Here is a 25,837-nt window from a genome sequence, read left to right on the forward strand (position 1 = left end):
ACCAGTACACTACCCCCTACTCGTACAGAGAATAGCGTTTAAAGACTGAATACTACCTAAAAAAGATGAACTTTCGATGCATTACATCTACTATTCTGATTCGTGTTACTATAACGAAACATAGCGGCTAATATTCGCTTCCGGCTCCAAATCTTCGCCATCTAGTAAATGACGGGAAAACTGTTCAGCCAAATACGGAGCCAGTGATACCCCTTTTGTACCCATACCTCCAAAAATACCAACCGCCGGTTGGGTTGGATGTAAGCCAATAAACGGTCGCCGATCTTTGGTCGACGGACGGATACCGGCCTGCTGCGCTACCACCTGGTACGGAACTTTCAAAAGCTCGCGTACTTTCGACTCTAAAAACGCACGACCATCGTCCGTTGTTTGCCAATCCAGGTCATGCCAGCTATAGGTAGCACCAATCTTCAACAACCCATCCCGAACAGGCAAAATAAAAATTCCCTGATTAACTATGTTCTTAATAGAGTAATTCTCCGCAACCGCCGTCAGAAGCTGCCCTTTCACAGGATTGTACGGAAGCCAGTCAAATAATGAATTCTCGCGGGCTTGAACCCCATCACAAAATATAACTTTCCCGATAGTAAGCCCCTGATAGTCGGTAGTAGTCTCGCTGATTTTCAGATCTTCAACACGGACATACCCTTCAAAATATTGATTTTTTTTTATAAAATAACCCTTTATAATTCTGACGAACTCCGTTAAATCCAACCAGCCAGCCTGGGTTACTTCAAGCCCTCCAAACGGATTAGTAATAAACTGACTATACACCTGGTTATCAACAGCTTTAGAAACATATTGTTGCACATCAGGGTCATTTGCTATTGCCAAATAGCTCGTTTGTTCAGCAAGTGAGCGGAATGGGCGATAAATATTTTTTGGATGAAAGAAGCGGACGTTGAGTTCCTGTTCAATACCCGAATAAAACTGATGCAGAAAGGGAAATAACTCGTTGGCCTTCCAGGTATGAACGAGTTTGCGGCCCGTGAGCGGATTGACGATGCCAGCGGCTACCGACGACGCCGAGGGAAGGGCAGGATCGTCGGCGAGTATAACCGAGCAACCACGCTGATCAAGCGTCCAGGCCAGCACCGACCCGGCCACACCCTGACCCACAATCAAAAAATCAACGTTCATTCGTAGTTGGTGGAGTAAGTGAAATGGGTGGAGTGAGTGGAAGTAGTGAAGTGAGTGGAATAAGTAAAATGGGTGCTGGAGACAATGTACTCTATTGACTTACTACACCTACTCCACCTATTTCACTTCGTTACTTACTCCACTACTTCATCAGTAACTTTCGTTCCCGCTTACGATGAAGTTCGGCCAGACGATGGTCGGCGAGTTCAATGACCCAGTCAACCTGTTCTTCGATGGTCATATGCGATGTATCCAACAACACGGCATCAGGCGCCTGTACAAGTGGGCTTTCGGCGCGGGTTGTATCAATACGATCCCGTTTCTCTAAATTATTGATTATATCCTGAAGATTAACCAGTTCTCCTTTCGCCAATAGTTCCTGCTGTCGGCGTTTGGCCCGGGTGTAGGTATCGGCCGTCATAAACACCTTCACTTCAGCGTCCGGGAACACCTTTGTTCCAATATCCCGGCCATCCATAACCAGTCCCCGACGGCGGCCCATTTTCTGCTGTTGTGCCACCATAGCCCAACGCACTTCAGGAATGGCACTCACCTCGCTTACAATATTGGAGATGTACATTTTCCGAATTTCCTCCTCTACGTTCAGGCCATTCAGGTAAGTTTCGTTCCTGCCCGTACGGGTATTATGCTTAAACGTAATGTGGATTTTTTCGAGGGCTTCTGTTACTTCTTTCTCACTAGAAAGTGCAACATGTTCCTGCATAAAATACAGGCTAACAGCGCGGTACATTGCTCCAGTGTCAATATATCCATAGCCCATCTGGGCGGCCACCGCCTTAGCCGTTGTGCTTTTTCCACAACTGGAATATCCGTCAATTGCAATCACTATCTTCGGCATGAATAGTGGGTCCGCCGAAGCGGTAAGGTTCAACAAGTTAACCACAAAAAATGGCGTATAGTTAAGTAAGTTTTAGCCAGCACATCATGAAAATAAACTGAACTCGTAAACAATGGCTAACTAACGCTTAGTGGTTGAGGAATTTAACTCTCGATGTTCAGAGCGGAGGATAGAAAAAATATGTTCGTCTAAATACTGATTGTTTTTAACCGCTGCTTTCCGATGAATTGCTTCATGTGTATATCCGGCAGTTTCAAGTACGCGCATCGAGCCAATATTCCCCTCCAACACGCATGCAAAGATGCGATTAACCTGGAAATTCTGAAAGATATAATTTGTTATAATCGGTACAGCCTGGGTCATAACACCCCTCCCCCAGTAATCTTCGCTGATCCAATACCCGATTTCGGCATTGTATCGGTAAATATCATCCTTTACCGTAAAGCCTATATTACCAACCGCTTGCCCATCTATTTCTACCGCCAGGTTGTTAGGCTGTTGATAGGATTTGTTGGAGCGTACCCATGAATGTGCATCGCGGGGCGTGTATGGATACGGAAAAAAGTCGCGAACATTGTTCCAGATATGCCGATTGCTGGCATGCCGAACCAACGACTCTTCATCACCCTCGCGCCAGGGACGAAGTTGGCCGATAGAAAGAGGAAAGCAGATCAACGAAGTAGTCAAAGAAGCTCAGGTTAATAGGTTACTAACAAAGCGTATAGCCAAATGTTAGCCCAACGCAGGTGTTTCTTGCACAGAAATTACGTTTGGTTTTCCAATACTACGAAATTACTTCATCTCTCCCCTACCCTATTTCACCCCATACGTACTGGCATTCGTCGGAAAATGTATACGACCACCTATTAGGAACTATAGTTTTGATCCACCCAATCGCAGAGCAGGCCAGACGCACTAGGCTGTTGCACAGGAGTTTCGTTGCCGATTGTATAATTAAGCGATCGAAAAAGGCCAAAGCGAATGTAGATGAACCGTAAATAGCTGAGTTAATAAAGCAGGTAAACGCAAATGAAATCAACGACAGAACTAACAAAAGCAACTACGGCTAACTCGGAAGAGATCGCTATTCGTTGGGTCTTTGAACAACTGGCAACTGCCTGGAATACAGGAAACGCCAAGGCCTTTGCCGAATTGCTAACCGATGACTGTGACCATGTTACGTTTGCCGGACAACACATAAAAGGTAGAGAAGAAAATCAGCAGATACACTATGATCTATTTACCTCATGGGCCCTAAAAGGTTCAACCATGCACACAGGACCTGAACAGGCTTCGATAGCTTTCCTGAGCAATACAATAGCCATTTCTCATTCTACTGGCACCATTCAACTTCGTTTCCAGAAAAAGCCGCCGTTGGACCGACTTTCCATTCAAACGATGGTCTTGATTAAAATCAATGGACAGTGGAAAATTAGGGCTTTTCACAATTGTCGTATTCAAAAACCGGGCTTATTTCAGCGATTGCTCATGGCCTTAAAACGCAACTAATCAATCATAACAGGGTTGAAATAGTCCGTTGAAAAATTTACTACTTTTAGAAATAAGTCGGCTAGTCAGTAAATGGCTGATGCGAGAATACGCTTAACGCGCCATCTATTTACTGACTTACCAACTTATCAACTTATCAACTAATGAAATGACCCGCGAACAACTCATCGGTACGATTGGTAAAAATGGCCGACGACTCAATATGATGGGCTCAGACCTAGCTCACTTTGATTTCAGTGGCCTTGATCTGACCCAGGCTGATTTTCGTTTTTCAAACCTCGACAAGGCTAATTTTAGCGGAGCCATTCTCCGGGGGGCCGATCTGAGTTTTTCAAACCTAAGTGGCGCTACGTTTGCCAATGCTGATTTATACGAAGCAAACCTGAATTTCTGCTCACTGGAAAATGTCGACCTGAACGGGGCCAATGTGGAAGGAGCTACGTTCAATTTCGCCGGACGTAGTAAATACCGGAATCCAGCGGCAGAATCCCTCCCTGAGCAAATTACGCTGACGACTATTCTGCAAAAATCAGGCTGGGGAACGCTCATTGGCATGTTTCTGGGCGCCCTGCTTGTGTATGGATGCAACGCAATCATCTATTTCACCAACCTGATTATCAACGCCAAAGACCCCACAATGGCGGGCCTTTATCGGTTTCTGATCGTTCAGAATATGACCAATGGGGCCGTTGTATTTCTCTTAACATGGGCATTGTCAGGTTGGCTTAGCCGTCAATTCCCGGCCATCTGGCAACGGCATCTGGTGGTTAGTTTTGCGGTTTTGGTCAGCATTTTCGCCGTCAATACGGGCTTATATTTTGTATTACTCAAGCCATACGTCGACGAATTAATGAAGCGGCCAGGAATTATTGAGGAAACGGCTCCCTGGTACATCTATATGGCGGGCGATTTGCTAATCGCCAATATCTTCCTGTATGTGCTGCAACAGGGTCGCCAGCTTACCCGAAAATTATCGGAGCAGGAGTTCCAGTTGCTCAATATGGAAAAGCTCAAAACCCGCGCTGAACTGGATGCATTGCAGGCTAAAATCAATCCCCACTTCCTGTACAACGCTCTTAACAGCATTGCCAGTTTAGTGCACGATGATCCTGATAAAGCGGAAGAAATGACGCTATTACTATCGAAACTCTTCCGGTATTCGACCGGGCGGGATGGTGAACTTTTCGCTACACTGGCCGACGAACTGGAGATGGTTCGGACCTATCTAAAAGTAGAACAGGTACGCTTTGGCAACCGACTTACGTTTAGCGTAGAAGTGTCTGATCCGGCGTTGAATGATCTAAAATTACCCCAGTTTCTATTGCAGCCCATTGTTGAAAACGCCATCAAACACGGGATTGCCAAACGCGCCGACTCGGGTCGGATCGATGTTCGGATCTACGAGAAAAACGGTGAATTAAACCTTTGTGTCCACGACAATGGCCCGGCTTTCCCCGACGATATGGATGGTGGCTACGGGCTGCGTAGTATTCAGGATAAACTTAAATTACTTTATGGCGACGACGCTCGGGTTGAACTACAGAACTGGCCCCTCAAACAGGTTCTGCTATCCATCCTGATGACCAAAATTCAAAGTAGTCACGCTTCGTTAACGCCTGAAGCTTAATCTCTACAGTTTATGGTACTCCCCTTACGAACGATCCTCGTCGACGACGAATCACTAGCCATTAGTCGACTGCGCCGTCTTTTAGATAAACACCGCGATGCGGTTGATATTATAGGTGAAGCTCCTAATGGGGCCGAAGGATTAACACTGATCGAAGCCGAGCGTCCGGATCTGATTTTCCTGGACATCGAAATGCCTTTACTCAACGGCTTCGAGATGCTCTCCCGACTGACAGCCATGCCGATGGTCGTGTTTGCCACTGCGTTCAACCAGTACGCTATTCGGGCGTTTGAAGAAAACTCCATCGACTATCTGCTGAAGCCCATCGAAGCAGATCGCCTAAATCGTACTATCCAGAAAATCAAACTATTAACTGAACGAAGCGAAACGATTCAAACGACGCAAAACCCAATGACCGAGAGCGTTATGCGGCTTCTGGCGCAGATGCAACCAAAGAAAGAAGTTTACTCGATCTCGGTGAAAACAGGTGAAAAAATCAAATTGATTCCCCTCTCAGACATCGCCTACTTTGAAGCCGAAGATAAATATGTCTTCCTGTCTACGATAGATGGCCAGAAATTCCTGACGACCTATACATTGACAACACTGAACGAAAAATTACCCGATACTTTCGTCCGGGTCAGTCGATCAGTTATGGTTAACCGGCATAAAATCGTCGAAATTCATCGCCATTTCGACGGCAAATTCATGCTGGCCATGGGCGACAAAAAAGGAACAAAATTAACCAGCGGTAGCACGTACGGCGATGCCGTTCGGCAGTTAATGGAACTTTAATTCAACCAACGTTATGAAAGCAGCTACTGAACGAAAAATCATTCGCTGGTTCCATATTTTGGCCAGTATTCCAATTCTCGGCTACATCTACGGCCCGGTTGCTTCACTTCCTGAGCCCGCCTTTGTCGTTAGGGCGATTATTCTACCTGCTGTTATTCTGTCGGGTTTCTGGCTCTGGCTTGGGCATTACGCCAAAAAGTGGTGGCGTACAAAACGGCAACCCAGCCACTCATTGGCCAAAAGACAGTAGCTTTGCCCACAAATATTGTTAGCCATGAGCAAGAAAAACCGACCTGTCGGGGTAGTCTATTCCACTGATCCCAACTTTCAATACCAGTCCGATGAACAGCCTGAAGCCGAAACATTGCCTCCAGCCCAGCAGACACTTAAAATCTGGCTGGTGAAGTTGGGGGGTAACAAAGTAGTGACAGCAATACGAGGCTTTATCGGCACCGATGCTGATTTAGCGGACTTAGGAAAACAACTCAAATCGGCCTGTGGAGCGGGTGGTTCTAGTAAAGAAGATGAAATCCTGATTCAGGGCGACCACCGGGATAAGGCTCTGGCGTGGCTTACCGGTAAAGGCTACAAAGCAAAAAAAGCGGGAGGTTAACTTTCAGCCACTCTGTAAACCCTTCGTACATCTCAGGCGTTATTCTCCCGACATACGCACAACTGATTTAAATGATGCGTATCGAATTTCTCATGGCAGATAGTACAAAAACAGCCCTTATTACAGGCGGATCGAAAGGCATTGGCTACGGCATTGCCGAAGTGTTAATTAACGAAGGTATCAAGGTTGCCATTACCAGTCGCTCATCGGTAGCCGCTGAGTTAGCAGCCGCGAAATTGAATGAAATTAAGCCGGGTTATGCGCTCGGTGTAGCCGCCGATGTGCGTGATCTGGCATCGCAGCAGAAAGCGGTAGAGACTATTTTAAGCCAATGGGGACAACTGGACTATGTAATTGCCAATGCAGGCGTAGGTCACTTTGCTCCCATCCAGGAACTCACCCCCGAACAATGGCACGAAACCATCGACATCAACCTGACCGGCGTTTTTTACACCGCTAAGGCCACGCTGAATGCGTTGAAAAAATCGGAAGGGTACTTCATTACGATTGCGAGTCTGGCAGGCACCAATTTCTTCGAGAACGGAGCTGCCTATAATGCCAGCAAGTTCGGTTTGGTAGGCTTCACGCAGGCCGTTATGCTCGATCTGCGTAAAGAAGGCATCAAAGTATCGACCATCATGCCGGGTTCTGTGGCTACCTATTTCAATGACCACCAGCCCAGCGACAAAGATGCCTGGAAAATCCAGCCCGAAGACATTGGCCAGATCGTTTCCGATTTACTGAAAATGAACCCTCGTACGTTACCCAGCAAAATTGAGGTACGCCCTACCCGACCAGGCGGGAAGTAAGCGAGTCGATGGCTTGATGGCGCAAGGCTCCAGCCTTGTGCCTACTATTCACTTGTGCCTACTATTCACCAGCCTCCGGCCGGAACTTGCTAAGTTTAGTTCGTATAGGCCAGAGGCCGGTGAATAATGGGCACAAGACAAGAGCCTTGCGCCATCGGCTTGTTTCATTACAACAGTTGCAACGCTTCCTCATTTCCCTGCTGAATAGCCAGATCACGAGCGCTCAGCCCGCGATTATCTAAAATGGACGTATCTGCTCCTGCCTCGAGTAGTACTTTCACTAGCTGATTCCGGCCAAATAATGTAGCGAACATCAGCGCGGTACCCCCATTTCCATTTTGCAGGTTCAAGTCAGCCCCGTGCTCAATTAGCAGGCGGGCAATCTCGGGATACCCTTTGAACGAAACGCCCATTAATGCCGTATTACCACTCGCGTCCTGCCCATTCACATCAGCCTTGGTATCCAACAAGACCTTAGTGGCGTCCAGATGGCCGCCATAGGCAGCTAAAATCAAGGGTGAGAAACCTTTTTCATCCTGTATATTCACATCGACGCCAGAAGCAGTCAGCTGATTAATAGTAGCAACATCGCCTTTTCGAGCGGCATCAAAAAGTAAATAGTCGGGAGGGTACGAATAAAAAGACATGAGAAACTGTATGATTGAAAATTCGTTGTCAATAAAGGAGTAAACAACCTCAACAGGATTATTTGTTTCAAAAACGACCATATAGCGATGCAACAGGCTCACCAAAATCAGAGAGTACTTACAACACGTTGCTGTATTGTGGGCGGTGGCCCAGCTGGTATGATGCTGGGTTTTCTATTGGCCCGGTCGGGGGTAGAGGTGATTATCCTGGAAAAACATAAAGATTTCCTGCGCGATTTTCGGGGTGATACCATTCACCCATCCACGCTGGAATTACTGGTTGAACTGGGTTTGTTAGATGAGTTCCTTAAACTTCCTCATCAGGAACTACGGGCGGTTCATGCAACCATTGAGGGAAAAACTATTCCGATCGCCGATTTTGCTCACTTACCCACAACCTGCAAGTTCATTGCCTTCATGCCCCAGTGGGACTTCCTGAACTTCCTGGCCGACAAAGCCAGGCAATTCCCGACGTTTCATCTGCACCTGGAAACCGAAGCCACTGATCTGATTGAGGAAAGTGGGAAGGTCGTAGGTGTGCGAGCTACTTCACCCACGGGTGAATTGGAAATACGGGCCGATTTAGTCGTGGGCACCGATGGCCGCAAGTCTATCATCAGGGAAAAAGCGGGCCTGACAGTTCAGGATTTTGGGGTTCCGATTGATGTATTGTGGATGCGGATTCCGAAAGATCCTGCGCTCGGCGAACAGTCATTAGGGTATTTTAAATCGGGCCAGTTCATGGTTCTGATTGACCGTCAGGATTATTCCCAATGTGGCTATATCATTCCGAAAGGTCAATTTGAGCCATTAAAACAACGGGGTATTGCGGCCTTACAAGCCGATATTCTGAGCCTGGCCCCGTTCGTCGGCAACTATGTAAAGGAATTAAAAACCTGGGATCAAATCAGTCTGCTGACCGTCAAAATTGACCGTTTACGGCAATGGTATAAACCGGGCCTCTTGTGCATTGGCGATGCCGCTCACGCCATGTCGCCAGCGGGTGGTGTGGGGGTCAACATGGCCATTCAGGATGCCGTTGCTGCGGCTAATCAACTGACAGCTTCGCTTCAAAAGGGCCCTGTTACTAGTGCCGAATTAGACCGTATTCAACGCCGACGTCTGTGGCCGGTTCGAATTATTCAATCGGGACAAATTTTCGTTCACAAGCGGCTGATCAATGCCTCAGTAACCAACCCGGCTACTTTTCCCCCAGTCATTCTCTGGTTGTTCAAACACGTATCGTTGATCCGTCGCTTGCCCGCTTACCTGATTGGTGTTGGCCCGCGGCCCGAGCATATTCGTATGAAATAAGATGGTCATCCCATCAACCTGAACCATCTTGTATGTGGTGTCGGACTCTAAAACCCGACACCGTGAGGCTTCTCAAAACCTACTGTAATTCTGTTTAAAAAGGTTTTGAGAAACCTCACGTGTCAGTTTTAAGAAACTGACATCACGATATAACACAAAGCTCCTCTTTCCATGACAGTCGAATTTGGCGTAGATATTTTTCTAAAACAAGCAGCTCACTATCAACACCAACGTTTGGCACTCGTCACCAATCAGGCGGCTACAACTGCGGCTTATGTACCATCACGGCAGGCGTTACTTTCTGCTGGCTACCAAATCGTTAAGCTATTTTCTCCTGAACATGGCTTGGAAGCAATTGGCGAGGATGGCCTGTTGATGCCTAATGGACTTGATGCCTTAACTGGCCTACCAATTATCAGTTTATACGGTAACAAGCTTCAACCTTCAGCTGTAGATTTAGCCGATGTGGATGCTGTTATCTTGGACTTACCTGACGTCGGTTGTCGCTTTTACACATACTTGTGGACGCTCACGTACATCATGGAAGCCTGTACGCTCCACCAGAAGCCGTTAATTCTCCTTGATAGGCCCAATCCTATTTCGGGGCGCATGGAGTTGGCAGAAGGGCCGTTATTAAATGAGCGTGTATGTTCTTCATTCATTGGCCGGTGGCGTATGCCATTGCGCCACTCCTGTACGTTTGGCGAACTGGCCATGTATTGGCAACGGCAACGAATGTCTACCTTACATCTCACGATTAGTAAAGCAGAAGGCTGGCATCGGGAAGCGTTTTCGAGGGATTGGAAGCCGTCTTTTGTACCAACTTCACCCGCTATGGTCAATGCCGAAGCGGCTTTATTGTATCCCGGTTTAGGTCTGCTCGAAGCTACCAACCTCAGCGAAGGTCGCGGCACGGCAACGCCCTTTCAAATCGCGGGAGCACCCTGGCTGAAGGCCAATCAAGTAACTACTCAGTTCAATGAATTGGGCTTATCAGGCATTATCGGACGAGCCATTACATTTACACCACAAAGTGGCAAATACGCAGGACAACTATGCCGGGGAGTCATGTTTCATGTTATGGATGCAGCTAGCTTCAAACCCGTTTTGTCTGGACTGCTTTTCATCAAACTAGTCTATGATCACCAGCCAGATGACTTTACATGGGCGACCTATCCAACCCACGTCAATCCGAGCGGAAAACATCATCTGGATAAGCTGTTAGGCATTCCCGATTCGGAATCACTTTTTGAGTTCCCTATTGCAGAGTTCACAAAAACGCTTCACAAACTGCTGATTTGTGAAGCGTGGGTTGGCGAGATAAGGCCGTATTTGTTGTACTGAAATGTGGTGATTCCGGATTTACAGTGGTGTCGGATTCTTAAAATCCGACACCGTGAGGTTTCTCAAAACCTACTGTAATTCGTTAGGTTTTGAGAAACCTCGCGTGTCAGTTTCTTAAAACTGACATCACAATAACCTCACAATAGAAACTCTACTTCTTCACACTCTTTACTTCCTGACCGTCCCGAATTTCTTCGGAAGCGGTTTTCACAATGGTCATGCCGGGTTGTACATCGCCAAAGACTTCGACTAAGCTATCCAGCACGTTGCCTTTTTGTACCGATACCCATTGCGCCCGGTTGTCGTTGACTTTGATCACAAACATTTTTTCGCTGGAGCTAACCACCGATGTTGTAGGCACGAACATGGTTTTGCCCGTTCGTTCGATTGGCATTAACACTTCAGCGTACATACCCGCTTTCAGTTCGTGGCCGGGATTGGCAACGTCAAATTCAGCCATCATAGAGCGATTGGCTTCGACCAGACTTTGGGCAGAACGGGCCAGTTTCGCTTTGAACTGGCGGTTAGGCATGGCGTTCACCGTAAAGGAAACGGCACTTTTTGCCTTTAGCTGATTGGCAAACGACTCCGGAATGGCCACCGTCAACCGCAACGTCCGACTGTCTTCCAGTACGAACAACGGCTTGCCACTATCGCCTGCACCAACTAAGGCACCAGGACTGATGTTCCGTTCAATTACCATACCATCGAAAGGAGCCGTAATAGTGAGGTATTGCCGAAGTTCGGTTTTGGCCTGGTAGTTCGACCGGGCAGCCTGAACCGTACCCCTCGCTACGGCTACCATGGCACTGTCGCCCTGCATTCTGGCCAGTGCCTGATCGATTTCATTCGCTGATACAGCACCTTCCATCTTCGCCGTTTGTAGCAAGCGGTTATACGTTAATCGGCTGGCACGAGCACGAGTTGTTTGCTCCACCAACGTAGCTTCCTGCGCCTGAACCTGCGCCTGTGCCTGGCTCAACTCCGAAATCACTTCGGGCGCATCGAGTCGGGCCAGCACCTGCCCTTTGCGAACCAGCGTTCCCCGATCCACCGAAATATCGCGCACAAAACCTTTCACTTTGGCGTACATGTTCACCCGATTCCAGGGCTTCAATTCGCCGGGCAAGGTAACGCGTTTGCTGGGTTGTAATTCCTGCACAGTCGTCACCGCAACCTGCTGGGCTTCGGGTTCTTTCGCGGCAGTCGTTTTATTATCGCTGCTGGCCGTCGAGCAGGCGGCAATTCCGGCAGCAGTGGCGACAGATATGGTTAGATTAAAAAACGATTTCATATAGACAATGGTTGACTAATTGACTGTTCTTAACTGGTGATTCTGTAGATTCTAAATCGTAGTTATTTTATTCCTCAGAAACCATAGAATCTTCAGAATCAAAAGAATCTATACTACACACTATGACTCAGTTCCTGATGGTAGAATTTGCTTTCCGGATCTTCCGGGTCGAGTGATACAGATTGGGTCGTGGCTTTCGCCTGAAGCTGCGTAAATACACAGGGCAAAATCAGGAGAGCCGCCAGTGTAGAGGCAATCAGTCCACCGATAACGGCTTGTCCAAGTGGGGCAATCTGATCACCCCCTTCACCCAGCCCCGACGCCATCGGCACCATACCAGCAATCATGGCAATACTGGTCATCAGAATCGGCCGAATCCGGCTGTTAGCAGCCAATACCACCGCCTTACGCGTATCGCCAATTTCCAGCCGCAGGTTCTCCGCATTGGTTACCATCAGGATGGCGTTAGCTACCGATACCCCCACCGACATAATCAGCCCCATGTACGATTGCAGATTCAGCGTAGCGCCACAAGCCAGCAGCATAAGTAACGCACCAGCAACCACGGCAGGAATAGCCGCCAGAATCACTAGTGATAACTTAAACGATTGATAGTTAGCCGCCAGCAACAGGAAGATGATCACAATGGCTACCAGCAGACCCGTTTGCAGACTGTTCAGTGTATCGGTCAGCAGATTCGTTTGTCCACCCATTTCGACAAGCACACCCCGAGGAGGTTCACCCGCTTCTTTGATGGCATTTTCCACCGCTTTCTGAGCCGACCCAAGGTCTTTTTTCTGCAAGTTTGCCGTAATCGTTACCAGTCGGTTTGGGCCAGCGCGGTCATATTCGCCCGGTGCCGTACTCTCCGAAAACGTGGCCACATCTGATAACAGCGGGCGCATTTCGCCACTTCGCAGGGGAATGTTACCAATGTCGCTGGCACTGCTCATCTGGTATTCAGGAATCTGCACCTGTACCTGATAGGCCAATCCTTTCGACTCATCAAGCCAGAGATTTTTATCCGTAAAACGGCTGGACGATGTAGCGGCCACCATTGAGCGGGCAACTTGTGTCGATGTAACACCCAGTTGACCAGCCCGTTCGCGGTTCATGGTTACGTTCAGAACCGGGTAAGCGAGTGGTTGGGGAATCTGCACATCGCGCAGGAAATCAATTGTCAACATCCGCTCCCGAATCTTGTTGGCAAAGCGTCCGGCTTCTTTGATGTCTTTAGCGGCAACCGTCACCTCAATTGGCGTCGAGGCTCCCTGACTCATGATTTTTTCGGTCAGCTCAATCGGTTCAAACGAAATGCTGGCAGCCGGCAACGCTTTGGCAATTTTCGTCCGAAGTTCTTCTTTTAGATCATCCATTTTAACAGGATGCTCTTCCTTTAGCGAGACCTGCAAAACAGCTTCATGAGGCCCACTGTTGAACACGAAAATGTTGGACGTACCGTAGCTGGAAGGAACCGTTCCGACATAAGCCGATGAGATTTCTACGTTATTTTTTCCGACAGATTCTTTAATGATATCCAGCACTTTCAGCGTAGCCATTTCAGTTCGTTCCACCCGCGTTCCATCGGGAATACGAAGGCGCATCTGAAACTGGTGGCTGTTGCCGTGCGGCAGAATATCCGTTCCAATGAATAGAAAGCAGGCAACGATAATAGCCAAACTACCAACCAAATAGCCGCCAACAATCAATCCTCTTCGGTTCAGGATTTTTTCAAGTAGCGAAGAATACCGTTGCTTGAATTTCTCAAAACCAGTCGCATTCTTGACTGGATGAGCACCCTCCTCAAGCATGGCATGGCGCTCCTGCGCATCAAGTGCTAATGTTGGCGCTTCATGAGTTGGATGGCTTTTCAGCAGCCAGTTGGCTAGCACTGGAACGAACGTTTGCGAGAGCAGGAACGACGCGATCATGGCAAAACCTACGGATAGCGACAGTGGCAGGAACATGGATCGGGGTACGCCACTCATCACGAACGCGGGGGCAAACACAGCCAGAATAGCCAGCAGAATCAGGAATTCCGGGAAAACAATTTCCTTACAGGCATCCCAGATGGCAACAGCTTTCGGTTTACCGGTTTCCAGATGCTGGTGAATATTCTCAATCGTCACCGTAGCCTGATCCACCAGAATCCCGATGGCCAGCGCCAACCCCGATAGGGTCATGATGTTGATGGTTTGCCCACACAGATTCAGCATGATCACCGCCGACAGGATCGAAATCGGGATGGTCACAACTACAATGATTACACTTCGCCAGTCGCGGAGGAAAAGTAGTACCATCAAACCGGTTAGAACAGCTCCAAGAATACCCTCGGTTACGAGGCTTTTCAGAGCGTTGGTTACGTACACCGACTGGTCGAATTCGTAGGAAATCTTGACATCTTCCGGCACCGCAGCGCGAAGTTCAGGTAGGGCTTTTCGAATGTTATTCACCACATCTAGCGTGGAGGCATCCGACTTTTTAACCACCGGAATATAGACAGCCCGACGCCCATTCACCAACGCGTAACTCACCGTTACGTCGGCACCATCTTCTACCGTACCAATGTCCCGCACGAATACTGTCGGTCCTGAGCCAACCCGAATCGGGATGTTCAGAAAATCTTCCGGGCGTTTTATCAGCGAGTTAACCGGTGTCATCAACGCCTTATCGCCGATGCGAATATTACCCGCTGGCGAAGGCTGGTTATTCGTCACAATCGATTTAATAACCTCTTCGGGCGTTAGCTGATAGCTACGCACCAGTTGCGGATTCACCTTGATGATCACCGTCCGCTGGTTACCACCGAACGGCGGTGGACTGGATACCCCCGGAATCCTGGAGAACATCGGCCGCACCCGCGACGAAGCATAATCCTGTATTTCGTTCAGTGATCGGCTCTGGCTCTCAAACACCAGCTGTCCAACCGGCACCGAACTGGCATCGAATCGGACGACCTGGGGCGGCACCGTTCCCTCCGGCATATAGGCTTTAGCCCGCGACACGTTATTGGCAACTTCGGCAGCCGCCTGCGCCATGTCCGTTCCCGGATAGAACGAGAGTTTAATCAGCGAAAGCCCCTGAATGGTTTTCACGTCGATGTCGCGGATACCCGACACATACAGGAAGTGATCCTGATAACGCGTCGCGATGAAGCCGTCCATCTGGTCGGGGGCCATACCGCCATAGGGCTGCACCACATAAATGGTGGGCAAATCGAGGTTCGGGAAAATGTCGACCGGAATGGTAAACAGCGACATCACCGAAAAAAATAGAAGCCCCATAACCGCCACAACCACCGAAATGGGTTTACGCAGCGCGGAACGAATGATGTTGTACATAAAAAACTGGGTTTGCAGTTTGATGTTCGAGGTTTGGAGTTAGGCATTCGCAACCTCGAACGTCAAACTGCAAACCTCAAACTGCCTTTATTTCACCTGATTCATAAACAGCGATAAATCCCCTTCAGCAGCCGCTTTGAGCAACAGAAACCGCCATACATTACTAACGGCCACATACCCATCGACTTCAGCACGATTCAGCGTAACGACCGTTTGGAGTAGGGTTACCAAATCCGTTAAGCCGCTTTCATAGCGCGATCTTGCCTGATTGTAGGCTTGCCGGGCGGCCTGTAACTGAATGGGGGCTTGCCGGGCCTGTTCAAGCGCAACCTGATATTGCGTGTCGGCTTCCTGGTATTGACGGGTGATCTGCAATCGCTGCGTGTTAAATAACTGCCGCGATCGTTCCACCTGAAATTGATCGGCCTGATAATCCTGCCGGGTACGGAGCATGTTGGTCAGATTCCAGCGGGCCACAACACCAACCAGGTAATTACCAACCTGATAACCAAGGCCCTTCAGTTGATTAGTCTGAAAAATATCGCCCTGCTGATTCGAGAATCCCGAACCCCGTGCATTCCCTACGCCAACCAGCGAAATAACGGGCATTCCAGATCGCTGGGTCGCCAGACTGCGAGCCGCCGACAGGTTTATCTGCGATTGAAATAACTGCAAGGTCGGGTTCTTGGGCGAAAGCGAATCGGAGAGAAAAGTACCGTTTGGGAGCGCGGTATAAAAACGCATACTATCTACCCGCATAGTAGGCTGGAGCTGGCCTGCCAGTTCGGAGAGCCGGAGCCGCTGCACTTGCTCCTGCTGCTGGCTGCTTAGTAAAAGCAAGCGTGCCCGAACGGCTTCGGCGGTAGCCAGCGAACTATCGACACCCGCCCGCATCCCCGACCGGACACCCGCATCGACTACTCGCTTGAAGGTCTGCGCCCGATCCAGGTTACTACGCTGGATTTGAACCAGTTTCTGGTTGATCAGCAGGAGCAAGTAAGCATCAATGGTGCGAACCTGGTGCTGAAAGATCTCATTCTCGTAATCAACCTGACTCCGCTGAAGATCGGCTTTAGCGACGCCCAGATTAGCTTTGATACGCCCAAATGTAATGGCTCGCCACTCGATGGACGCGCTGGCATAACTCCCGAAACTTCCCTGGGAAATGGCGTTAGCCCGAACACCGCCCGAAGTCGAGATATTCGTGCCTTCGTTCGGAAAAAAGGAATTATTTAGGCTGTTACTGGTGGCATAATTGTACTGATCCTGAAGAATCACCGTGGGCAGTAATTCGGTCCGACTGGCCTGGAGTCGTCGCTCGGCGCTACTAACTTCGGCCTGTTTGGATTTCAGGAACGGATATTGCCGAACCGACTGCTCGACTACCTGATTCAGCGTGAGCGATTGCCCCGACGCCTGAAACGTCAGCAGGCTCGTACCCAGCACCAGAAGACAACCGGTTCGGGTTCGGTACGCAAGACGACTAGAGAATCGCTGCCGGGAGCAATGAAAAAGAGCGTGTTTCATTCACAACAACCTGACCGACCTTAGGCGACGGTACGATCAGGTGTCTACAAAACACGATCTCAAATTTGGAAACATTTGGGAAAAAGGGGCTTTGGCAGAAAGAATTGGGGGTGTTTGGAAGATTTGTCGAACAGAATAGAGTTCTCAACAAAGTAGAATTAATGTCACAAAAATCATCAAAATAAATACTAAACTTTTCTGAAGTTAATTCTTGTGGTTAATATTGGGCTATGGAAATACCCGAAATTAGTGAACAACGCTTTATACCAATTATATCCGACTATGGATTTAAAGCCACTTTTGGGAATGAAGCGAATACGCTTTTTCTACGTACTTCTCTTCAGGCTTTAATTAAATCTTCGGTTCCAATCAATGATGTGCAATTTGAAAAGAATGCTTTTGAAGCCCTCACCGTGGATAGTCGAAGTGGAATCTATGATTTAGCCTGCACTGACGAACAGGGCAATCAGTTTATAGTTGAAATGCAGTTAGCCCATGCGCCTAACTTCATCCAACGCATGAAATTCTATGCTCTTCATAAATTCAATACCTTAGTCGAACGTGGGCAATTCAATTATTCAAACCTTCCTAAAATATATTGCATCGCATTTTTAGAAAAGAGTATCCTACCGATCACCAGTTACCATACTATAGCCAATCTACGAAGTGAATCAGGCGAACTCATAGATAGTCAAATGTCGTTTATCACTGTAGAATTAGCTAAATTTGACAAGGATACAGCTGATATTCAAACTGATTTAGAAAAACTGATTTTCACCATGAAGACGTTGCACACGGTCACGGAACCAACTCAGTATCCGGCTTTTTGGAATGAAGAATGGTTGAAGAAAGCTATTGACGAGTTAGACACGCGAAAAATGTCTCCTGAGGAGCGATTTCAGTTTGCCCGTATCACAGCTATCAATGCAGAGGCTGTGAATGCAGAAAAGAGAAAGATTGAGGAAATGAAGGCAGAAGCAGTGAAAAAAGCACTAATTCGACAAAAATTATCAATTGAAGAGATTGCTGAGGATAATGACGTTTCAACTGATTTTGTCCTTAATATTCAGAATCAACTCACTGAATGATAGCGACTTAAAAGTTAATATACATCTATTCCACTTAACAAAAGGATGGATATGATCCTCCTCCCTATCCACCAAACCCTCTCCGAAAACACCCAATTTCTCAATCACCCCGATTGTGAACCGGGGCTTTCGATGACGATTGAGTTTTTTAACAAAATAGGCTACCATCCGCCCTGGATCGGCTATTACGCCCAACTCGATGGCAACTTGGTGGGTGGTTGTGCATTCAAAGGAAAGCCTAAAAACGGGCGGGTGGAAATCGCGTATGGTACCTTCCCTCAATACCAGCATCAGGGCGTTGGTGCCGAAATGTGTAACCAACTGGTACAGCTTGCGCTAGAAACCGATCCTACCGTTACGGTCACAGCCCGGACATTGCCCGAGGAAAGTTACTCCACCCGTATTCTCAAGAAAAATGGCTTTGTGCACCTCGGAACCATCTGGGATGACGACGATGGCGACGTGTGGGAATGGGAATATATTCGATCAAAATGAGCCGAAATTAGTTAACCGTTTATACACTACATTTTATCCGGATGACTATAGAACTGTATACGGCTCCCATCAACGATTCGCAGGGGCCCGTTGATTCCCCCATCTCCAACACAATCGGAGAACTCCCCGACCAGGAACCCACGCTCGATCTGGGTGATTTGCTGGGTAGCTTCGATTCACAGGACGAAGCGCTGGATTTTATTCAGAACCAGACATTATCTCAGGGCCAGTCCGTTATCGACACCGTGACCGTCCTATTCAACCCCTATACGCATGTTGAATTATTGACGGTCACGATTCAGAACGAAGATCAGTCAACCCATCCTAAGAGCTATTATCTGGTCACGGATGAGGGCTATTAGATAATTGTCATTGATTGTCATTGGTTGTCATTGATTGTTATCTAGTGGAAGATTCTGATAATCAATAACTGCCAATGTCTACTAATGATAATCAATGACAATCTTATTTATGGGCTAGTTGCGCCCGGATACGGCTGAGGGATGGTCCTTTGATACCCAGATAAGACGAAATATGACCCAGAGACACCCGGTTCAGAATATCCGGAAAGTTTTCTACCAGATCAATGTAGCGTTCCTCGGCTGTTTGCGTCAGTAAACTTTCCGAGCGCATTTGATTGAACAGAAAATACTGCTCGGCAAGGATACGACCGAAGCGCTCCCAACTGTGCGATCGTGGGTAAAGTTGTTGTAGATCTTCCCGGTCAATCACCAGTAGCTCTGCATCTTCCAGCGCTTCAATCAGGTAGGGGCAGGTGGTTCTGGTCAACAGTCCTTTCAGCGAGGTTAGGAACATGTGCTCGGGAATGAAATAGAGATTGTGTTCCAGTTCAGTTTTTGGATCAATGTAATACACCCGAAACATGCCTTTCAGCACGAACCCCACTTGCCGACAAACCGAATTCTGGAAATTAAAGAAGTCATGTTTGGCAATTTTCCTGACGTGCCAGAATTCATCCGCCAGTTGCATATCCGCTTCAGGAAGTTGGGCAAACTGTTGTAAATGTTGGTGTAGTACGTCGTGTGGGCCAGAAATCATATTTTTATCTTATTCTTACGCTTTTTAACATAGGTGAAAAATAGGCAACAATTGACCGTCTACTTTTGTCCTATCAAAAACAAATCGCTAACAAATCTAAATCATACACTCATGAAAATCACACGCAGCTCTTCAGCACATTGGGCCGGAACCGGAAAAGATGGAAAAGGTAGCCTGACTACAGCCAGTACCGTTCTCAATCAAACACAATATTCGTTCAACACCCGTTTCGCTGATGGCGTGGGCACCAATCCAGAAGAACTGGTAGCGGCTGCACATGCAGGCTGCTTCGCTATGCAATTAGCCTTCAATATTCAGGGAGCAGGTTTTGCCGCCGATTCATTGGATGTCAAATGCACTATTACGCTGGAAGACAGTGGCATTACCAGCTCTAAATTGACGCTTACGGCTAGTGTACCAGGCCTGGACAAAGCTAAATTCGATGAACTGGTTGACCACGCCGAACACAATTGCCCCATCTCGAAACTATTCAATACCACCATCAGCGTCGACGCTACGCTGGCGTAAGAGACTGTCTAAAAACCCCTAAATCCCCTGAAGGGGACTTTCTCTAAGCACGAGCAAAGTCCCCTTCAGGGGATTTAGGGGTTTTTAGACAGCTTTTTAGTAGAATTTAATAAGCCAAAGACCGTCAGGATGCTCTTTACAAATGGCATCCTGACGGTCTTTGGCTTATTAACTAACGAAGCCGTTTAAACTTTCATTTTCTAGCTAGAATTTGCGTGATTTTTTGTCCTGGCGTCGGGCCGGGTGGCCGGAGCCATGACAAAAAACAATTCAGTTTTAACGAAATTTAGAAAGTTTAAACAGCTTCAATGAACAAAATGGCAAACCAGTTTGAACTTGTTTACCAACAAAGCTGAATTTCAGAGAGGACGATTAACTGTTGGACGATCGTTAGGAACATGTCGTGCCGGTAACATAGTCATCTTGCGAGGGGCATATTTCGACGCAATAACAACTCGTTCAGGAGTGGCCTGGGTCATTGGTTTACTAACCATAACCAGTGCAATGATCAACAGAGATGCGAAAAAGACGCTGATGAGCAAACAGTGTTGGAATTTCATGGCTATAGAGAGTTTATGAAAAATAACTTAAATTCGTCTGATACACTCCTTACGTCTCAGGCTACTTTCGTGTTGCACTCAATTGCAGGAGATATGAAGTGTAACGGCCTAATCCGGCAAAAACACCGTCTATTTGGCTTATTTTAACGTTTTTTAATAAGCGTACATCCATTTTGGGTGATCAACTCCTTGCCATGACTACACCGCTGAAATTGCTCACATCGCTGGACTGGACGATTCAAACAGTTCGGTTTTTCAAAAATCACTTTTTATTCATCTTCGGATTAGGGCTGATCGCTGCATTTGGGCGGGCTATTCAATTGAAGGCTTTCGGCCCCATCAGTCCAGTATCGCATACACTGCTCGAAATCGTAGTAGAGTCGGCCCGTGTCCTGATTTTCGTCTATGCGTTAGGGCTTACCCATATAAAAACGGGCATCGTTCGCCTTAGCCAGCTTATTACAAACAAGCAGAGCCGTAAACAGAACTGGCGGTTGGCGATCCAAAAAATGAGGGATAAATGGCCTAGCTTACTGATTAATCTACTAGCGTTTTCGCTTATCGCGCTGCTGTTCAATAAGCTGATTAATCACATTGCGTATGAGACGTGCCTGTACATTACGTTAAAGGCTCGCGAGATTATTTCCAGCCAATCGTCGGAATGGGCGATCATTCTGTTCTTCAAGAATATATCTGTTATTCCCTTCACGCTGGTTTTCAATGCCCTGTTTTGTCTTTGGCTCGTGAATCGGTTACCCAAGCCTGTAGCCTTTAGGGGATAAAATTGGCCGATCACAACCTACGGGCAAGACTATTGATCCAGTGTTTTCACCATACCAATAGCTCCCTCATGGGGCGCTGTCATACTTAGCGTAATTAAGGTACCAATAAGTAGTGAAGCGAAGATGACACCGAGTAATAAGCAGTGTTTGAATTTCATGAGTAGTGTTGTTTCAGATGGAAGGATGATACAAAAATGAGGTATAACCTCCCCTCCTCCTACCCTAAATTGACCAAGCGTCTATTATAGCCGATAAACGGCCCAAAAACGAGTGTAAATCACATTGAGACCTATTCTCAACTGGGTATTACTTCTTTAACAACTGCTGTAATTTCTCGTCCAGTTCTGGAACAGACATATCGCGTCCAATCATTATTTTGTTGGCGTCGAGCAATAGATTATCAGGCATTTGGTCTATAGCAAATGCTTCCATTACTGATGACTGGCTAATGGAATCCAAAACCTGAAGCCATGGTAAACGGTCTGGCGTAGTGGGTATGATACCAGCATTTTTATCGATATCGAATGCGACCGTAACTATTTCCAATCCGAGTGGGTGATAGGTAGCGTACAGCTTCTTTAAATCATAATGCCGTTTCTGGCAGGGTAATATGTACTGGCTGGAAAAATCGACTAAAATATACGTTCGTTCAAGTTTTGATAACGTAATTACTGAACCAGATGGGCTGGGTAAGCTAAAGTCTGGGGCTTTATTTCCCAGCTTTTTACGATCCAGTTTCTCGTTCAATTCCCGGTAAGATGGATAAGTAGCAAAAGCAGACAAGCTGTCGAATAAACGTGATGTTTGAGAATAGGAGAACGAGTTAGATGCAAAAAGATACCAACTACAGGGTAGTAACGGGTGGTTCTGAATTAAGCTGATTAGCTGATCGTCATCGACCTTACGTAGGGAATCTGCAGTCTGTTCAAGTTTGAAGGCAACAAGCGAATCACCAGCTTGTAGGGCAGAAAATGTTTCGGAATGCAGATCAGGTCGGGATTCGCGAATCTGCATCAGGAAATCTAGTTGATCTACCCATAACTCGCTGCTGGCAGAGCCCGTAATTAACGGCTTAGCGAAGGCTCCTGGCTCAATCCCAATATTGATGGTTGGTGAGTCGATAAAAAAGTGGATGTCGTCTTGATTCCCCTCAATCCAAAGATAAGCCGGACTAGGTTCACCTAACCTGACGGTGAATGTAGCACTCCGGTTCATTATCGTAGTGGTGTCAATAATAGGTGACCCATGTATTGGTTTAGCCACGACCATTGCCTGTTTACCTTCCCAATCTTTAGGAAAGAAACCGTTAATTTTACTAGTAAGCTGCGCTTGCAAACAGCCCGGTACGGCTAGGAGAAACACAGCCCATAACCAACCTAAAGACCAGTACTTTTTTTCTTCCTGTAGAATTACTTTCATCTGAGTCGTTATGTAGAACAGCCAGTTTTTAACAGCGATTAGTAACTGGATAAGAACGTTATATTGCCTTATTATAATCTAAGGAGTAGGTTCATATCCAAATAAAAAAAGTGAAACTTTCTCTTGACTCTCCCCTTACGTCATAGCCTACATTTGTTTCGTCAATCTGAACAAGGCGTTTCCATGAGACAGTATTCTGTGAATAATCTGGCGAAACTAGCGGGTGTTAGCGTGCGCACGCTGCACCACTACGATCGTCTGGGTCTGTTAAAACCAGCTATCCGTACGGAGGCTAATTACCGGCTATATAGTGAGCAAGAGTTAATCCGACTGCAGCAGATTCTCTTTTACAAAGAACTCGACTTCTCGTTAAGCGAGATTCTGGCTATTCTGGAAAACCCGGGTTTCAACATGATAACGGCGCTGGAAAGCCATAAGCTGGCACTCCAGGCCCGGCAATACCGGCTCTCAACGCTACTCATGACGATTGACAAAACAATTTCAACCTTAAAAGGAGAACGAGTCATGTTAACGAACGAAGAGTTATACGAAGGCTTTCCCAAGGGTCTGGCATACCGGCAGGAAGCCATTACCAAATACGGAACCGAGGAAGTTGACGCCAGCGAGCAAAACCTGCGTCAACGAGGTAAAGCGGGCTTTGAGCAATTAAAAGCCGACCAGAAGGACATTGCCAAAACACTGGCTGGAATGCTTACGATAGACCCGACCAGCACGGCAGTGCAGGAACAGATCGCCCGCCATTATGCCAACATCCAAGGGTTCTGGGGCGAAGAACTTTGTCAATCAAAAAATATGTCGGAGGCCTATAAAGGGTTGGCGAAGTTGTACATGGATGATCCTCGCTTCACGAGCCAAAATGGACAGGAAAACCCTGAATACGCGGCTTTTTTGAACAAGGCAATGGTGTATTTTGCAGATACACAGATTAAAGCGTAGAGACGCAATCCCTTGCGTCTCATTTCGCGTCAGCATTTTTTTGTTCAGTAAAAAACCATCCGGGGTATGAGACGCAAAGGATTGCGTCTCTACTTCCAGAATCTTTCCAACATTGCCCCCTACATTAGTGCTCTGGTAGAACAGACAACGGGATGAAAGTACTGGTCGTAGAGGATGAACAGGGGTTAGCCGAAAGTATTACGGACTACATGGTGAAGGATGGGTACATCTGCGAAACGGCCGCTACGTTTCGGGATGCCGAGGAGAAAATTCACCTGTACACCTACGATTGCGTAATCGTTGACCTGACCCTGCCCGATGGCAATGGGTTTCAGATCATCGAAATGCTGAAACGACTCATTGCCACCACGGGCGTCATTATTATATCGGCCCGTAACGCATTGGAAGACAAACTAAAAGGGCTGGAAATCGGCTCCGATGATTACCTCACAAAACCATTTCACCTATCTGAACTGAACGCGCGTGTAAAGTCCTTGCTCCGTCGGCGGCAGTTTGGTGGCCATACCGAAATTCGGTTTCAGGAAATCGTGGTGGTGCCGCTTACCCGCAAGGTGTTTGTAAATGGACAGCTCACAACCCTGTCCAGGAAGGAGTATGATTTGTTGCTGTATTTCCTGTCTAATGTGGATGTAGCGCTGACTAAAGCGTCTATCGCCGAGCACCTGTGGGGCGACAACATTGACTCCGCCGATTCGTTCGATATGGTGTATTCGCATATCAAAAATTTGCGTCGGAAATTGCTGGAAAAAGGGGCCGCCGATTACGTACAATCCATCTACGGCATCGGCTATAAATTCAGTCAGCCTTGAAACTGCTCACCAAAACCAACCAGATTTACTTAGGTTTCTCGCTGGTCATTTACCTGCTCACGGCACTGGTATTTTACCAGATTATCCGGTTGTTGATTTACGACGAAGTTGAAAGCCGGTTGCGGGTTGAACGGCGGGATTTTGAAACCTACGTACGTGCCCATAACACCTGGACAGACAGCCCTTATTTTGTTGAAAACAAGATTGAAGTAGTCCCAGTCAGCAAACGAGGGACCATTAGAGAAGCCTTCACCGATACGCTTATCAAAAATCGATATGACGACAAACTGATTCCATTTCGGCAATTGACGTTCTATGAACCCATTCAGGGTGTTATCCATCGCGTATCGATTCGCAAATCACTGATTCAGACGTACCGACTCATCGAAGTGATCAGCGTAGCGATGGTACTCTTTTTGGGCTTGTTATTACTGGGCATGTTCTGGTTCCAGCGAAAACTGTCGGGGCGTCTCTGGCTTCCGTTCTACGATACCTTGTCACGCATTAAACGGTTCGATCTTAACAACGACACATCCCTGGAATTGGACAAACCGGAAATTACGGAGTTCAATGAGTTGAATGATGTGTTGCAGAAAATGGCGGCTAAAATGCAGCAGGACTATCGGAGTCTGAAAGAATTTACCGAGAATGCCTCCCACGAAATGCAAACACCGCTGGCGCTCATCAATGCCAAGGTCGAGCAACTTATTCAAACAGAACAACTTACTGAAACGCAGACCAACTGGATCGAAACCATCTATCAGGCCTCCCGGCGCATCTCGCGCCTGAATCAGGGATTATTGCTGCTGGCTAAGATCGAAAATCGGCAGTTCAACGATACGCATATCGTGGATTTAGCAAGCCTGTTAACCGAAAAGCTAGCCGACATGGACGAAGTTCTATCGTTCAAACAGTTGTCGGTACAGGTACAAACAACGACGCCATTTGCCGTTCAGCTTCCGTCCTCGTTAGCCGATAGTCTGGTCACGAATCTGGTCAATAATGCCATCAAGCACAATCAACCAAATGGGCATATTGAATTGACTTCAACCGCTGAACTACTGTGTTTAAGCAACACCGGCGGTCAGTTGGTATCAGACCCGGAACGATTATTTGAACGGTTCAAAAAGGAAAGTACCGGCCCCGATTCGGTGGGATTAGGGCTGGCCATTGTTCGGCAAATCTGCGATAGTTATGGGCTTCAGATTTCCTATCGGGAAACAGGGGGCATCCACCAATTTTGCATTTCCCGGATAGATTAGTTTCGACAGGATTTACA

General features: G+C 47.4%; 27 protein-coding genes. 16 read left to right on the top strand and 11 right to left on the bottom strand.

Features of this window, described 5'->3' with window-relative positions; genetic code table 11:
* Positions 1-108 precede the first annotated feature (108 nt).
* The 3 genes from EXU85_RS25000 to EXU85_RS25010 form a co-directional block, all read right to left on the bottom strand.
* Positions 109-1,161, bottom strand: a complete 1,053-nt coding sequence (locus tag EXU85_RS25000; protein WP_142774700.1) for an FAD-binding oxidoreductase — start codon at positions 1,159-1,161, stop codon at positions 109-111.
* Between the two features lie 142 nt (positions 1,162-1,303).
* A complete protein-coding gene (gene cmk, locus EXU85_RS25005) occupies positions 1,304-2,020 on the bottom strand; it encodes a (d)CMP kinase (protein ID WP_142774701.1) in 717 nt (238 codons plus the stop codon).
* Positions 2,021-2,140: 120 nt separating this feature from the next.
* On the bottom strand, positions 2,141-2,707 hold the full coding sequence (locus EXU85_RS25010; RefSeq protein ID WP_246859238.1) for a GNAT family N-acetyltransferase: 567 nt from the start codon (positions 2,705-2,707) through the stop codon (positions 2,141-2,143).
* A 342-nt stretch (positions 2,708-3,049) separates the two neighbouring features.
* Between EXU85_RS25010 and EXU85_RS25015 the strand changes: the two genes are divergently transcribed.
* The 6 genes from EXU85_RS25015 to EXU85_RS25040 all read left to right on the top strand — a co-directional run bounded on the left by EXU85_RS25015 (position 3,050) and on the right by EXU85_RS25040 (position 7,373).
* Positions 3,050-3,529: an SgcJ/EcaC family oxidoreductase gene (locus EXU85_RS25015; RefSeq protein WP_142774702.1), complete on the top strand. Its 480-nt coding sequence runs from the start codon at positions 3,050-3,052 to the stop codon at positions 3,527-3,529.
* Positions 3,530-3,677: 148 nt separating this feature from the next.
* Entirely contained in the window at positions 3,678-5,156 is a 1,479-nt protein-coding gene (locus EXU85_RS25020; protein ID WP_142774703.1) for a histidine kinase, read from the top strand.
* A gap of 12 nt (positions 5,157-5,168) precedes the next feature.
* Positions 5,169-5,951 (top strand): LytTR family DNA-binding domain-containing protein, encoded by a 783-nt coding sequence (locus tag EXU85_RS25025; RefSeq protein WP_142774704.1) that lies wholly within the window; start codon positions 5,169-5,171, stop codon positions 5,949-5,951.
* A gap of 13 nt (positions 5,952-5,964) precedes the next feature.
* Positions 5,965-6,201 (top strand): hypothetical protein, encoded by a 237-nt coding sequence (locus EXU85_RS25030; RefSeq protein ID WP_142774705.1) that lies wholly within the window; start codon positions 5,965-5,967, stop codon positions 6,199-6,201.
* A gap of 24 nt (positions 6,202-6,225) precedes the next feature.
* The gene (locus EXU85_RS25035) at positions 6,226-6,564 is read left to right on the top strand and encodes a translation initiation factor (protein ID WP_142774706.1); all 339 of its coding nucleotides are present in this window, start codon (positions 6,226-6,228) and stop codon (positions 6,562-6,564) included.
* A 92-nt stretch (positions 6,565-6,656) separates the two neighbouring features.
* Entirely contained in the window at positions 6,657-7,373 is a 717-nt protein-coding gene (locus tag EXU85_RS25040) for an SDR family oxidoreductase (protein ID WP_142774707.1), read from the top strand.
* 167 nt (positions 7,374-7,540) lie between these two features.
* Here EXU85_RS25040 and EXU85_RS25045 read toward each other — a convergent pair whose 3' ends face one another.
* Entirely contained in the window at positions 7,541-8,020 is a 480-nt protein-coding gene (locus tag EXU85_RS25045) for an ankyrin repeat domain-containing protein (RefSeq protein ID WP_142774708.1), read from the bottom strand.
* A gap of 87 nt (positions 8,021-8,107) precedes the next feature.
* On the opposite strand from EXU85_RS25045, the gene EXU85_RS25050 reads away from it, so the two are divergent.
* Both EXU85_RS25050 and EXU85_RS25055 read left to right on the top strand, forming a co-directional pair.
* Positions 8,108-9,334, top strand: coding sequence for an FAD-dependent oxidoreductase (locus EXU85_RS25050; RefSeq protein ID WP_142774709.1), 1,227 nt, complete (start codon positions 8,108-8,110; stop codon positions 9,332-9,334).
* A 171-nt stretch (positions 9,335-9,505) separates the two neighbouring features.
* On the top strand, positions 9,506-10,678 hold the full coding sequence (locus EXU85_RS25055) for an exo-beta-N-acetylmuramidase NamZ domain-containing protein (RefSeq protein ID WP_142774710.1): 1,173 nt from the start codon (positions 9,506-9,508) through the stop codon (positions 10,676-10,678).
* Between the two features lie 151 nt (positions 10,679-10,829).
* Here the strand turns inward: EXU85_RS25055 and EXU85_RS25060 are convergent, their stop codons facing one another.
* From EXU85_RS25060 to EXU85_RS25070, 3 genes are all read right to left on the bottom strand, one after another.
* Positions 10,830-11,972: an efflux RND transporter periplasmic adaptor subunit gene (locus tag EXU85_RS25060; RefSeq protein ID WP_142774711.1), complete on the bottom strand. Its 1,143-nt coding sequence runs from the start codon at positions 11,970-11,972 to the stop codon at positions 10,830-10,832.
* A gap of 113 nt (positions 11,973-12,085) precedes the next feature.
* Positions 12,086-15,313 (bottom strand): efflux RND transporter permease subunit, encoded by a 3,228-nt coding sequence (locus tag EXU85_RS25065; RefSeq protein ID WP_142774712.1) that lies wholly within the window; start codon positions 15,311-15,313, stop codon positions 12,086-12,088.
* A gap of 87 nt (positions 15,314-15,400) precedes the next feature.
* Positions 15,401-16,840: a TolC family protein gene (locus EXU85_RS25070; RefSeq protein ID WP_142774713.1), complete on the bottom strand. Its 1,440-nt coding sequence runs from the start codon at positions 16,838-16,840 to the stop codon at positions 15,401-15,403.
* A gap of 230 nt (positions 16,841-17,070) precedes the next feature.
* Here EXU85_RS25070 and EXU85_RS25075 point away from each other — a divergent pair, with 230 nt between their 5' ends.
* Genes EXU85_RS25075 through EXU85_RS25085 form a run of 3 tightly spaced genes read left to right on the top strand, consistent with a single transcriptional unit; the run spans position 17,071 to position 18,785 of the window.
* Positions 17,071-17,928 carry an Rpn family recombination-promoting nuclease/putative transposase gene (locus EXU85_RS25075; RefSeq protein ID WP_142774714.1) on the top strand — a complete coding sequence of 286 codons (858 nt, stop codon included), beginning with the start codon at positions 17,071-17,073 and terminating at the stop codon, positions 17,926-17,928.
* A 51-nt stretch (positions 17,929-17,979) separates the two neighbouring features.
* On the top strand, positions 17,980-18,423 hold the full coding sequence (locus EXU85_RS25080; protein WP_142774715.1) for a GNAT family N-acetyltransferase: 444 nt from the start codon (positions 17,980-17,982) through the stop codon (positions 18,421-18,423).
* Between the two features lie 41 nt (positions 18,424-18,464).
* Positions 18,465-18,785 carry a hypothetical protein gene (locus tag EXU85_RS25085; protein ID WP_142774716.1) on the top strand — a complete coding sequence of 107 codons (321 nt, stop codon included), beginning with the start codon at positions 18,465-18,467 and terminating at the stop codon, positions 18,783-18,785.
* Between the two features lie 103 nt (positions 18,786-18,888).
* Here the strand turns inward: EXU85_RS25085 and EXU85_RS25090 are convergent, their stop codons facing one another.
* On the bottom strand, positions 18,889-19,482 hold the full coding sequence (locus tag EXU85_RS25090; RefSeq protein WP_142774717.1) for a Crp/Fnr family transcriptional regulator: 594 nt from the start codon (positions 19,480-19,482) through the stop codon (positions 18,889-18,891).
* A 111-nt stretch (positions 19,483-19,593) separates the two neighbouring features.
* Here EXU85_RS25090 and EXU85_RS25095 point away from each other — a divergent pair, with 111 nt between their 5' ends.
* Positions 19,594-20,010 (top strand): OsmC family protein, encoded by a 417-nt coding sequence (locus EXU85_RS25095; RefSeq protein WP_142774718.1) that lies wholly within the window; start codon positions 19,594-19,596, stop codon positions 20,008-20,010.
* A 359-nt stretch (positions 20,011-20,369) separates the two neighbouring features.
* On the opposite strand, the gene EXU85_RS25100 is transcribed toward EXU85_RS25095, so the two are convergent.
* Positions 20,370-20,570: a hypothetical protein gene (locus EXU85_RS25100; RefSeq protein ID WP_142774719.1), complete on the bottom strand. Its 201-nt coding sequence runs from the start codon at positions 20,568-20,570 to the stop codon at positions 20,370-20,372.
* A 194-nt stretch (positions 20,571-20,764) separates the two neighbouring features.
* Here EXU85_RS25100 and EXU85_RS25105 point away from each other — a divergent pair, with 194 nt between their 5' ends.
* Entirely contained in the window at positions 20,765-21,352 is a 588-nt protein-coding gene (locus tag EXU85_RS25105) for a hypothetical protein (RefSeq protein ID WP_142774720.1), read from the top strand.
* 29 nt (positions 21,353-21,381) lie between these two features.
* Here EXU85_RS25105 and EXU85_RS36035 read toward each other — a convergent pair whose 3' ends face one another.
* Both EXU85_RS36035 and EXU85_RS25110 read right to left on the bottom strand, forming a co-directional pair.
* On the bottom strand, positions 21,382-21,510 hold the full coding sequence (locus EXU85_RS36035; RefSeq protein ID WP_256366006.1) for a hypothetical protein: 129 nt from the start codon (positions 21,508-21,510) through the stop codon (positions 21,382-21,384).
* A gap of 148 nt (positions 21,511-21,658) precedes the next feature.
* Entirely contained in the window at positions 21,659-22,771 is a 1,113-nt protein-coding gene (locus EXU85_RS25110; protein ID WP_142774721.1) for a TlpA disulfide reductase family protein, read from the bottom strand.
* Between the two features lie 183 nt (positions 22,772-22,954).
* Between EXU85_RS25110 and EXU85_RS25115 the strand changes: the two genes are divergently transcribed.
* The 3 genes from EXU85_RS25115 to EXU85_RS25125 all read left to right on the top strand — a co-directional run bounded on the left by EXU85_RS25115 (position 22,955) and on the right by EXU85_RS25125 (position 25,820).
* The gene (locus EXU85_RS25115; RefSeq protein ID WP_142774722.1) at positions 22,955-23,728 is read left to right on the top strand and encodes a MerR family transcriptional regulator; all 774 of its coding nucleotides are present in this window, start codon (positions 22,955-22,957) and stop codon (positions 23,726-23,728) included.
* Positions 23,729-23,880: 152 nt separating this feature from the next.
* Positions 23,881-24,558: a response regulator transcription factor gene (locus tag EXU85_RS25120; protein ID WP_142774723.1), complete on the top strand. Its 678-nt coding sequence runs from the start codon at positions 23,881-23,883 to the stop codon at positions 24,556-24,558.
* Positions 24,555-25,820, top strand: coding sequence for a HAMP domain-containing sensor histidine kinase (locus tag EXU85_RS25125; protein ID WP_142774724.1), 1,266 nt, complete (start codon positions 24,555-24,557; stop codon positions 25,818-25,820). Before EXU85_RS25120 ends, EXU85_RS25125 begins: the two co-directional genes overlap by 4 nt.
* The last annotated feature ends 17 nt before the right edge of the window (positions 25,821-25,837 follow it).

The organism is Spirosoma sp. KCTC 42546 (assembly GCF_006965485.1).
Lineage (GTDB): Bacteria > Bacteroidota > Bacteroidia > Cytophagales > Spirosomataceae > Spirosoma.

Bases quoted from the DNA above. Each gene is read 5' to 3' on its own strand.
- EXU85_RS25000 (WP_142774700.1), bottom strand. From the start codon at position 1,161: ATGAACGTTGATTTTTTGATTGTGGGTCAGGGTGTGGCCGGGTCGGTG.
- cmk (WP_142774701.1), bottom strand. From the start codon at position 2,020: ATGCCGAAGATAGTGATTGCAATTGACGGATATTCCAGTTGTGGAAAA.
- EXU85_RS25015 (WP_142774702.1), top strand. From the start codon at position 3,050: ATGAAATCAACGACAGAACTAACAAAAGCAACTACGGCTAACTCGGAA.
- EXU85_RS25020 (WP_142774703.1), top strand. From the start codon at position 3,678: ATGACCCGCGAACAACTCATCGGTACGATTGGTAAAAATGGCCGACGA.
- EXU85_RS25025 (WP_142774704.1), top strand. From the start codon at position 5,169: ATGGTACTCCCCTTACGAACGATCCTCGTCGACGACGAATCACTAGCC.
- EXU85_RS25030 (WP_142774705.1), top strand. From the start codon at position 5,965: ATGAAAGCAGCTACTGAACGAAAAATCATTCGCTGGTTCCATATTTTG.
- EXU85_RS25035 (WP_142774706.1), top strand. From the start codon at position 6,226: ATGAGCAAGAAAAACCGACCTGTCGGGGTAGTCTATTCCACTGATCCC.
- EXU85_RS25040 (WP_142774707.1), top strand. From the start codon at position 6,657: ATGGCAGATAGTACAAAAACAGCCCTTATTACAGGCGGATCGAAAGGC.
- EXU85_RS25045 (WP_142774708.1), bottom strand. From the start codon at position 8,020: ATGTCTTTTTATTCGTACCCTCCCGACTATTTACTTTTTGATGCCGCT.
- EXU85_RS25050 (WP_142774709.1), top strand. From the start codon at position 8,108: ATGCAACAGGCTCACCAAAATCAGAGAGTACTTACAACACGTTGCTGT.
- EXU85_RS25055 (WP_142774710.1), top strand. From the start codon at position 9,506: ATGACAGTCGAATTTGGCGTAGATATTTTTCTAAAACAAGCAGCTCAC.
- EXU85_RS25060 (WP_142774711.1), bottom strand. From the start codon at position 11,972: ATGAAATCGTTTTTTAATCTAACCATATCTGTCGCCACTGCTGCCGGA.
- EXU85_RS25065 (WP_142774712.1), bottom strand. From the start codon at position 15,313: ATGTACAACATCATTCGTTCCGCGCTGCGTAAACCCATTTCGGTGGTT.
- EXU85_RS25070 (WP_142774713.1), bottom strand. From the start codon at position 16,840: ATGAAACACGCTCTTTTTCATTGCTCCCGGCAGCGATTCTCTAGTCGT.
- EXU85_RS25075 (WP_142774714.1), top strand. From the start codon at position 17,071: ATGGAAATACCCGAAATTAGTGAACAACGCTTTATACCAATTATATCC.
- EXU85_RS25080 (WP_142774715.1), top strand. From the start codon at position 17,980: ATGATCCTCCTCCCTATCCACCAAACCCTCTCCGAAAACACCCAATTT.
- EXU85_RS25085 (WP_142774716.1), top strand. From the start codon at position 18,465: ATGACTATAGAACTGTATACGGCTCCCATCAACGATTCGCAGGGGCCC.
- EXU85_RS25090 (WP_142774717.1), bottom strand. From the start codon at position 19,482: ATGATTTCTGGCCCACACGACGTACTACACCAACATTTACAACAGTTT.
- EXU85_RS25095 (WP_142774718.1), top strand. From the start codon at position 19,594: ATGAAAATCACACGCAGCTCTTCAGCACATTGGGCCGGAACCGGAAAA.
- EXU85_RS25100 (WP_142774719.1), bottom strand. From the start codon at position 20,570: ATGAAATTCCAACACTGTTTGCTCATCAGCGTCTTTTTCGCATCTCTG.
- EXU85_RS25105 (WP_142774720.1), top strand. From the start codon at position 20,765: ATGACTACACCGCTGAAATTGCTCACATCGCTGGACTGGACGATTCAA.
- EXU85_RS36035 (WP_256366006.1), bottom strand. From the start codon at position 21,510: ATGAAATTCAAACACTGCTTATTACTCGGTGTCATCTTCGCTTCACTA.
- EXU85_RS25110 (WP_142774721.1), bottom strand. From the start codon at position 22,771: ATGAAAGTAATTCTACAGGAAGAAAAAAAGTACTGGTCTTTAGGTTGG.
- EXU85_RS25115 (WP_142774722.1), top strand. From the start codon at position 22,955: ATGAGACAGTATTCTGTGAATAATCTGGCGAAACTAGCGGGTGTTAGC.
- EXU85_RS25120 (WP_142774723.1), top strand. From the start codon at position 23,881: ATGAAAGTACTGGTCGTAGAGGATGAACAGGGGTTAGCCGAAAGTATT.